Annotated in this window: 7 protein-coding genes and 1 pseudogene; 4 read left to right on the plus strand and 4 right to left on the minus strand. The window is 71.6% G+C overall.

Going from position 1 to position 8,536, the window contains the following annotated elements; translation table 11 throughout:
• Nucleotides 1-169: 169 nt before the first annotated feature.
• Nucleotides 170-418: pseudogene (locus tag ACZ3KP_RS36845) on the plus strand (PAS sensor protein); the annotation flags it as partial.
• 38 nt (nucleotides 419-456) lie between these two features.
• Here ACZ3KP_RS36845 and ACZ3KP_RS36850 read toward each other — a convergent pair.
• On the minus strand, nucleotides 457-1,287 hold the full coding sequence (locus ACZ3KP_RS36850) for an aldo/keto reductase (RefSeq protein WP_467505036.1): 831 nt from the start codon (nucleotides 1,285-1,287) through the stop codon (nucleotides 457-459).
• Nucleotides 1,288-1,425: 138 nt separating this feature from the next.
• On the opposite strand from ACZ3KP_RS36850, the gene ACZ3KP_RS36855 reads away from it, so the two are divergent.
• Nucleotides 1,426-2,385: a TauD/TfdA dioxygenase family protein gene (locus tag ACZ3KP_RS36855; RefSeq protein WP_467505037.1), complete on the plus strand. Its 960-nt coding sequence runs from the start codon at nucleotides 1,426-1,428 to the stop codon at nucleotides 2,383-2,385.
• Between the two features lie 11 nt (nucleotides 2,386-2,396).
• Here the strand turns inward: ACZ3KP_RS36855 and ACZ3KP_RS36860 are convergent, their stop codons facing one another.
• From ACZ3KP_RS36860 to ACZ3KP_RS36870, 3 genes are all read right to left on the minus strand, one after another.
• Nucleotides 2,397-3,437 carry an LLM class flavin-dependent oxidoreductase gene (locus ACZ3KP_RS36860; protein WP_467505039.1) on the minus strand — a complete coding sequence of 347 codons (1,041 nt, stop codon included), beginning with the start codon at nucleotides 3,435-3,437 and terminating at the stop codon, nucleotides 2,397-2,399.
• A gap of 66 nt (nucleotides 3,438-3,503) precedes the next feature.
• Entirely contained in the window at nucleotides 3,504-5,006 is a 1,503-nt protein-coding gene (locus tag ACZ3KP_RS36865; protein WP_467505040.1) for a metallophosphoesterase family protein, read from the minus strand.
• Between the two features lie 118 nt (nucleotides 5,007-5,124).
• The gene (locus ACZ3KP_RS36870) at nucleotides 5,125-5,775 is read right to left on the minus strand and encodes an NADPH-dependent F420 reductase (RefSeq protein WP_467505042.1); all 651 of its coding nucleotides are present in this window, start codon (nucleotides 5,773-5,775) and stop codon (nucleotides 5,125-5,127) included.
• A 126-nt stretch (nucleotides 5,776-5,901) separates the two neighbouring features.
• Between ACZ3KP_RS36870 and ACZ3KP_RS36875 the strand changes: the two genes are divergently transcribed.
• Nucleotides 5,902-6,345, plus strand: a complete 444-nt coding sequence (locus ACZ3KP_RS36875; RefSeq protein WP_467505043.1) for a GNAT family N-acetyltransferase — start codon at nucleotides 5,902-5,904, stop codon at nucleotides 6,343-6,345.
• 256 nt (nucleotides 6,346-6,601) lie between these two features.
• Nucleotides 6,602-8,536, plus strand: a 1,935-nt coding sequence (locus ACZ3KP_RS36880; protein WP_467505045.1) for a M4 family metallopeptidase, incomplete at its 3' end; no start/stop codon positions are given.

Here is an 8,536-nt window from a genome sequence, read left to right on the forward strand (position 1 = left end):
CGAGGCGATCCCGGTCGCGGCGCTGGCCGCCCGCTCGGGACCGTCGCCCTGCGCCATGCCGACGGGCGCCGGCAGGAGATCGCCCTGACCGGCTGTCCGATCCTCGGCGCCGACGGCCGCACCACCGGATACGCCGTCACCGCGGACCCGCCGTGGAAGGCCGACCCCCGCCGTCTGCATCGACAACGCCCGCCGTTTCGCCCGCGAACGCTCCACCGCGCTCGCCCTCCAGCACAGTCTGCTGCCGAGGGGTCTGCCCGGCCAGGCCGCCGTCGAGGTGGCCCGCCGCTACCTGCCCTGCGGGTCGCTGGCCGGCATCGGCGGCGACTGGTTCGACGTGATCCCGCTCTCCGGCAGCCGGGTCGGCCTGGTCGTCGGCGACGTCGTCGGGCACGGCATCCGCTCCTCCGCCACCATGAGGAGTGACCGCCGGTCCAGGACGGACCGGTCGGCCGTTCAGAACTCCTCGTGGCTGTCCGGGTCGCCGCCCAGCCGCTGGTGGGCGCGCTCGGAGAGGGCCGTCATCTGGGTGTCGCGCAGCTGGAAACCGAAGACGTCCAGGTTCGTCCGCTGCCGCTCGGCGTCCGCGGACTTCGGGATGGGCACGGCACCGAGCTGGACGTGCCAGCGCAGGATCACCTGCGCGGGCGTCACCCCGAGCGACTGCGCCATGCCGACCACCACCGGATCGTCCAGCAGCCCCCCGTCCTGGCCGAGCGGGCTCCAGCTCTCGGTGACGATGCCCTTCTCCGCGTGGAACGCGCGCAACTCCTCCTGCGGGAACAGCGGATGCAGTTCCACCTGGTTCACCGACGGCAGCACGCCGGTCTCCTTCTCCAGCCGGGCGAGATGCTCCTCGGTGAAGTTGGAGACGCCGATCGAGCGCACCAGCCCGTCCGTGCGCAGCTTGATCATCGCCTTCCACGAGTCGACGTACTTGCCGACCCGGGGGTTGGGCCAGTGGATCAGATACAGGTCCACGTACTCCAGGCCCAGCCGCCGCCGGGACTCCTCGAAGGAGGCGAGGGTTTCCTCGTACCCGTGGTGGCGGCCCGGCAGTTTCGTCGTGACCCGGACCTCCTCGCGGGGCACACCGCTGCTCGCGACGCCCCGGCCCACCCCGGTCTCGTTGCGGTAGTTCAGCGCCGTGTCCACGAGCCGGTAACCGGTTTCGAGCGCGCGCCGGACGGCCCCCTCCGCCTGCGTGTCGTCCATCGGCCAGGTGCCCAGGCCGATCGCGGGGATCGTCGTGTCGTCGTTGAGCGTGTAGGCCGGAATGCTGATCACGATGGGACCTTCCCTCGACTGTGTCCTCTTCCCACCCTCACGGACCGGGGAGTGGTGATCAAGCGGGGCGTCTTCTGCTGGGCGCTCCCGGCTGTCACGATCTTCGGGGAAGCGGTACCCGCGAGCATCGGAGTGCGTATGACGACGGGAAGCAGCACGGGGAACCGGACGGTCGCGGTGCGTCCCGTCGCCGGGCACATCGGTGCCGAGATCACCGGGGTCGACCTCGCCGAGGACCTCGACGAGTCCGTGGTCGCCGTCATCCGGGAGGCCGTACTGCGCTGGAAGGTGGTCTTCTTCCGCGACCAGCGGCTCGACCACGCGGCCCATGTGGCCTTCGCGCGCCGCTTCGGCGAACCCGTCGTCCTGGGACGGCGCGGCAGCGCCTCCCCCGTGGACTTCCCCGAGGTGGAGACCACCGCCGACCGGCTGGAGCTGGGCGGGCGGTTCGGGATGGAGCACGAGGAGTGGCTCCAGCGGCGCCGGCACACCCTGCTGCGCGGCTGGCACTGCGACCACGGCGCCCGCGTCGACCCGCCGGCGGCGACCGTCCTGCGCGCCGAGACCGTCCCGCCGTACGGCGGTGACACCACCTGGTCCAATCTCGCCGCGGCCTACGCCGGGCTGTCCGCACCCGTGCGGGCCTTCGCCGACGGGCTGCGGGCCGAGCACCGGCTCGGTGTCGGCTACCAGCCCCGGCCGGGGGACGACTCCTATCTCCGCCATCTGCTGGACCACCAGGTGGCGTCCGTGCACCCGTTGGTCCGGGTGCACCCGCACAGCGGTGAGCGGGTGCTGTACGTCAACGGCTACTACGTCGAGCAGATCGTCGACGTCTCCCGGCCGGAGAGCGCCGCGCTCCTCGAGATGTTCCTCGACCAGGCCGTACGGCCCGAGTACACCGTCCGCTTCCGCTGGGAACCCGGCAGTGTCGCCTTCTGGGACAACCGGGCCACCATCCACCTGGCCCCCGGCGACAACGCCCACCTCGGCTTCCCGCGGGTCATGCACCGGGTGATGCTGCACGGTGAGGTCCCGGTCGGCGTGGACGGCCGACCGTCGGAACCGGTCACCGGCACGGCGGTACGGCGGTGGTGACCCCGTGACCCTTACACGGCTCCGGGTCGCCAGCCGAGGGCCGGGCCGAGGTGGGTCGCGATGTCCGTCAGGATCTGGACGTAGTCCTCGTGCTCGAAGGTGAAGGGCAGCGCGAAGGCCACCTCGTCCACCTCGCGGAACCCGGCGTGTGCGTGCAGTCGCTCGGCGATCTCGGCCGAGGTGCCCACCAGGTCCGGCGCGAACAGCAGCCGCGCCGGACCCTGCGGGGCCGTGGTGCGAGGCAGCCGCTTGGCCGCGTACGCCTCGTACTTCGCGCGCTGCTCGGGTGTGGCGGAGTCGGTGGGGATCACGACCAGCCCCTGGGAGACCCGGGCCGCCTCCCCGTCGGGGTGGTGGGCACGGAACTCGGCGATCTGCGAGCGCTGGATCTCCGCGAAGTCGTGGGCGCCGCCCGCCGCGTCCGGTCCCTCGGCCTTGACCACGCTGCTGGTCAGGAAGTTCATGCCGTGCTCGCCCGCCCAGCGTGCCGAACCGAGACTGCCACCGCCGTACCAGAGGCGACGTCCGAGTCCGGCCGAGTGCGGCTGGACCACGTCCGAGAAGATTTCGAAGCCCTCCACCCCGCTGAAGTCGGTGGCCGGCTTGCCGCGCACGAAGTCCAGCAGCCGCCGCACCCGCTCGTAGCCGAAGTCCTCGCTGTCCGCCGTGTCCGGGTAGAGAGCCTCCCTGACCTGCTCGTAGTGCATGGGCGGCCCCACGCTCACACCGGGGTTGAGCCGGCCGCCGGACAGCAGGTCCACGGTCGCCAGATCCTCGGCGAGCCGCAACGGGTTCTCCCAGCCCAGCGGGATCACCGCGGTGCCCAGCTCGATCCGGCTGGTGCGCTGGGAGGCGGCGGCGAGGACGGCGACCGGGGACGAGATGCCGTACTGGAGGTGCCGGTGGCGCACCCAGGCGCTGTCGAAGCCCAGCCGTTCGCCCAGCTCGATGATCTCCAGCGTGGACTCGTGCCCCTTGGCCGGGTCCGCCCCGTCGAACAGGCCGATGGTGAGGAAGCCCAGTCTGCGCAGCGGGCGGGGAGTGGACGGCACCGATCCTCCAGCTGTCGTACGTCAGTTCTGCCCTGATTGTGGCACCCGAACATTGCGGGAGTGTGATCAGACGAGCGGAATGACGATCTCGTCCTCGACCGGCGGGTTCAGCTCCTGCGGGCGGTTGCCGGTGGCCGCGAAGCAGCGCAGCCGTACTGCCTCCGGGCTCACGTCCAGGCGCAGGAAGCACTTGAAGAACGGCGGGCTGTAACTGACCGAGCCGGGGGAGAACAGCTGGGTGTAGATCTTCTTCACCGGCAGCCGGAAGCGGGGACCGCGGTCCGGACGGCTGCCGGCGCCGAGCAGGGTAGCGACCACCCGGGCGCGGCGGCTGACCCGGGTGTCCGGGTGGGGCGTGCGGGCGGGCCTGATGCCGAGCCGCTCGGCGATCACGGCCGTCGCCTCCGCCTCGGTGAGGGTGAACAGGCGGGGCAGACGCAGTCTGCGGCCGTACAGCCGGCTGTAGAAGGCGAGCGAGTCGCCGCGCAGCGGGTAGCAGCGGAAGTCGTCCTCGGTGACGTTCGCGACCGAGACCCGAGGGATGGTGTGGGTGGCGTGCATGAAGGCACCGCCGCCGCCCGCGACCACGTACTGGATGGTGCGGCCGGCCGCGTCGACGGGGTACCGCTGGTAGTTGTGGATGTCGCCGCCGATCGCCGCCACGTAGTGGTGGGCCGGGTCGCGGACGATGTCGTCGACCGTGCCGCCGCCCTCGATGGGGCACGGGTGGTGCTCGCCGTCCACGTACAGCGGGGAGCCGGTGACCAGGATCTTCGGGCACGGCCCTCGGGACACCTCCCGCAGCCAGGCGCCCTGTCGGGCGTCGATCGTGCCCAGGAGACCGGTGTCGATGCCGACGATCCGGACCGGACCGGCGTCGATCGCCCAGTAGGGTCCCGGCTGCACGGCCGTCTGCTCCGGTTTCGGCCTCAACTTCCTTGCCTGCGCGAGCAGTTCTTCGTCGGCCGGGCGGGGCCGGTGCCACAGCAGGGTGCGCCACCAGGCACGGGTGAGCGGACGGGGCCTCGGCTCGGGGGCGAGGGGCGGGGTGTCGTCGCAGAAGACGCGCATGAACGCGCCGAGGTCCTCGTACCAGTCGTGGTTGCCGGGTATGGCGTAGATCGGGGCGGGATAGTCCCGGTACGGGCGGAAGAACTTGGGGCCGTAGTCGTCGGTGGTGCCGACCGGATAGATCACGTCGCTCGCGATCACCGCGAAGTCGGTGTCCCGGCCCGCCTTCAGGAAGCCCGGCACCACGGCGTACTGGGAGTCGTCCCCTTCACCGGTGTCGCCGATCACCATGAACGAGAAGCGGTCGGCCTCATGACGCCGGATCACCTTGTCGGCGGGCGCTCCGGCGGCCTCCCGGGCAGCCACCCAGCGGCTGCGGGTGCGGCCGGTCGGGTCGCCGAACCAGGAGGCCAGCACACCGTTGCGGGCCGCCCACATGGTCGCCGGGTCGAACCAGAACAGCTTCCGGACGTGGTCCGGCATCAGCCGCCGGTAGGCACCCCGCTCGGCCTCGCCCCAGCCGGCGCCCTCTGCGGTCTCGCGTGAGGAGTCAGACACGCCGGAACCGTAGCAATGATCAACGCAGCGGCGAGAGCGGGGGTCAGGGCGGGTGCCAGGGCGGGTGCCAGGGGCGGGGAGGCCGTCAGGCGCCTGCCGGGGCGGCACGGGCGGGTGCTCAGGGCGGGACGATCTTGATCGCGCTCATCCAGCCGTGTCCCTCGGGCCGTGTCTGCAGGGCCATGTGCAGCAGCTGCATGCCCTCCAGTTCGCGGGCGTGGCGCAGCGCGCCGACGACCACCGGGTTGAGCCCGCCGGAGGCGGCCAGCTCGGCCACCTGGTCCCGGGCCGCGGCGTCGTCGCCCGCGATGAACACGTCCAGCGGCAGTCCGCCGACCTGGCCCGCGACCAGCGCGCCCGCGAAGGTGGTGTTGAAGGCCTTGACCAGATGCGTGCCCGGCGCGGCGGCCTTGGCTAGCTGCTGCGCGGCGGAGCTGTCCGCGGGCACCGTGAGCGAGTCGAAGGTGGCGAAGTCCACCGGGTTGGAGATGTCGACGACCGCCTTCCCGGCGAGCCGGTCCCCGTACTCGGTCACGACCTCGCGGGCCGCGTCGAACGGCACGGCCAGCACCACCACGTCCGCCGACCCGACCGCGTCCGGCACGGCGGGTTCCACGTCGGCCCCCGCCACCCGCTCGGCCAGTGCCTTCGCGAGGGTGCCGGCCTTCGCGGGATCCGTGCCGATCAGCCGGACCGTGTGTCCGCCCGCCAGGGCCCGGGTGGCGATACCGCCCGCCATGTTGCCTGTGCCCACGATGAAGACCCGCATGAGGAGCCCCTTCCGTGTGGGGTGGGAGCACACTCCGGCCGAACCAGGATAAAACGGCGCGGCCGACCTCGCTGTTCTCCCACCCCGGCCCCTTGGTGGCGGGCCGCACCGGATAGCGTGGTGATCATGCGGGGCTGGAGGACACGGTCGGCGTCACCGGCGGACGTCGAGGCGCTGGCCGAGCTGCGCGCCGTCGTGCTGCGGGCCGATCTGGAGCGGCTCGGGCGGTACGACCCGCAGCGCGTCCGGCAACGGCTGCGGGACGGGTTCGACGCCGACCGCACCTCGGTGATCGAGGTGGACGGCGCCTTCGCCGGGTGTGTGGCGCTGCGACCGGCCGAGGACGCGTTCTGGCTGGAGCACTTCTACCTGGCTCCGGAGCTCCAGGGGGCCGGGATCGGCTCGGGAGTCCTGGCCGAGCTGCTGGCGCGGTGCGACCGCGACGGGGCCCGGGTCCGGCTGAACGTCCTGCGGGGCAGTGCGGCCCGGCGGCTGTACGAGCGGCACGGGTTCACCGTCGAGGCCGAGGACCCGGTGGACGTCTTCATGGTGCGCACGCCGTCCCGGTGAGGCCGGGGTCGAGGCGGCCGTCCGGCGGTGCATAGGGAAAACCCTCGAATGACCTCCGTGTGGCTGACATGTGCGGGTCAAAACTGGAATCCTCGCGGAGCACACGCTTCCCCCAGGGCGTGTCCACGGACCACGGACCGCGTACCGCGGTCCCGGATCCCGGTTCCCGCACAGCTCAGCTCGTCCCGGACAGCACATCCGGCTGTCCGGGTCCCTCACCGGCCGCGACCCGGCGGCCGTAGCAGGAGGAGTACGAGTGAGACGTCTTCCCCACAGACGCGCCACGGTCGGGGCCGCCCTGGTCTCCACCGCGGCCTTCCTCGCCGTCGGCATCCAGTCGGTCCCGGCGAACGCGCAGCCCGCCGAGCCCCACCCCAGTCCCCTGCGCACCGGCGGCCTGGAGGCCAGGCTCACCCCCGCCCAGCACGGCGCGCTGCTCAAGAGCGCCCGGCAGGGGACCGCCGCGACCGCCCGCACCATCGGACTCGGCGCCAAGGAGAAACTGGTCGTCAAGGACGTCGTGAAGGACAACGACGGCACCCTGCACACCCGTTACGAGCGCACCTACGACGGCCTCCCCGTCCTCGGCGGCGACCTGGTCGTGCACACCCCGCCGGCCTCCCTCGCGGCCGGCACGGTGAGCACCACCTTCAACAACGGGCACGCCATCAAGGTCGCCTCCGTCAGCCCGACCGTCACCAAGGCGGCGGCCGCCACCAAGGCGCTCAGGACCGCCAGGGCCCTCGACGCCACCGAGGCCACCACCGACAGCGCCCGCAAGGTGATCTGGGCCGGAACCGGCATCCCGAGGCTCGCCTGGGAGACCGTGGTCGGCGGCTTCCAGGACGACGGCACGCCCAGCCAGCTGCACGTCATCACGGACGCGACGACCGGCAAGGAGCTGTACCGCTACCAGGCCGTCAAGTCCGGCACCGGCAACACCCAGTACAGCGGCACGGTGTCCCTGTCGACCACGCTGTCCGGTTCGACGTACCAGCTGTACGACACCACGCGCGGCGGCCACAAGACGTACAACCTCAACAACGCCACGTCGGGCACCGGCACGCTGATGACCGACTCCGACGACGTCTGGGGCACCGGCTCGGGCTCCAACACCCAGACCGCAGGCGCCGACGCCGCCTACGGAGCCCAGGAGACCTGGGACTTCTACAAGAACACCTTCGGGCGCAGCGGCATCAAGAACGACGGCACCGCCGCCTACTCCCGCGTCCACTACAGCAGCAACTACGTCAACGCCTTCTGGGACGACAGCTGCTTCTGCATGACGTACGGCGACGGTACCGGCGGCACCCACGCCCTGACCTCGCTGGACGTGGCCGGCCACGAGATGAGCCACGGTGTCACCTCGAACACCGCCGGTCTCGACTACACCGGCGAGTCCGGCGGGTTGAACGAGGCGACCTCCGACATCTTCGGAACCGGCGTGGAGTTCTACGCCAACAACGCCTCCGACCCGGGCGACTACCTCATCGGCGAGAAGATCGACATCAACGGCGACGGCACGCCGCTGCGGTACATGGACAAGCCGAGCAAGGACGGTTCGTCGGCCGACAGCTGGTACTCCGGGGTCGGCAACCTCGACGTGCACTACTCGTCGGGTCCGGCGAACCACATGTTCTACCTGCTCTCCGAGGGCAGCGGCACCAAGACCATCAACGGCGTCACCTACACCAGCACCACCTCCGACGGCGTCGCCGTCGCCGGTATCGGCCGGGCCGCGGCCCTGCAGATCTGGTACAAGGCGCTGACGTCGTACATGACGTCCAGCACCACCTACGCGGGTGCCCGCACCGCCGCCCTGAACGCGGCCGCCGCCCTGTACGGCGCCGGCTCCACCCAGTACGCCGGGGTGGGCAACGCGTTCGCCGGCATCAACGTCGGCAGCCACATCACCGTGCCCACCTCGGGCGTCACGGTCACCAACCCGGGCAGCCAGTCCTCGACCGTGGGCACCGCGGTGAGCCTGCAGATATCGGCGAGCAGCACCAACAGCGGCTCACTGACCTACGCGGCGACCGGACTGCCCCCCGGCCTGTCGATCAGCAGCTCCACCGGTGCCGTCTCCGGTACGCCCACCACCGCGGGCACCTACAGCACCACCGTCACCGCGACCGACTCCACCGGCGCCTCCGGTTCGGCCTCCTTCACCTGGACCGTCAGCACCAGCGGC

The sequence above is a fragment of the Streptomyces sp. NPDC020958 genome, from assembly GCF_055562175.1.

Bases quoted from the DNA above. Each gene is read 5' to 3' on its own strand.
- ACZ3KP_RS36855 (WP_467505037.1), top strand. From the start codon at position 1,426: ATGACGACGGGAAGCAGCACGGGGAACCGGACGGTCGCGGTGCGTCCC.
- ACZ3KP_RS36870 (WP_467505042.1), bottom strand. From the start codon at position 5,775: ATGCGGGTCTTCATCGTGGGCACAGGCAACATGGCGGGCGGTATCGCC.
- ACZ3KP_RS36875 (WP_467505043.1), top strand. From the start codon at position 5,902: ATGCGGGGCTGGAGGACACGGTCGGCGTCACCGGCGGACGTCGAGGCG.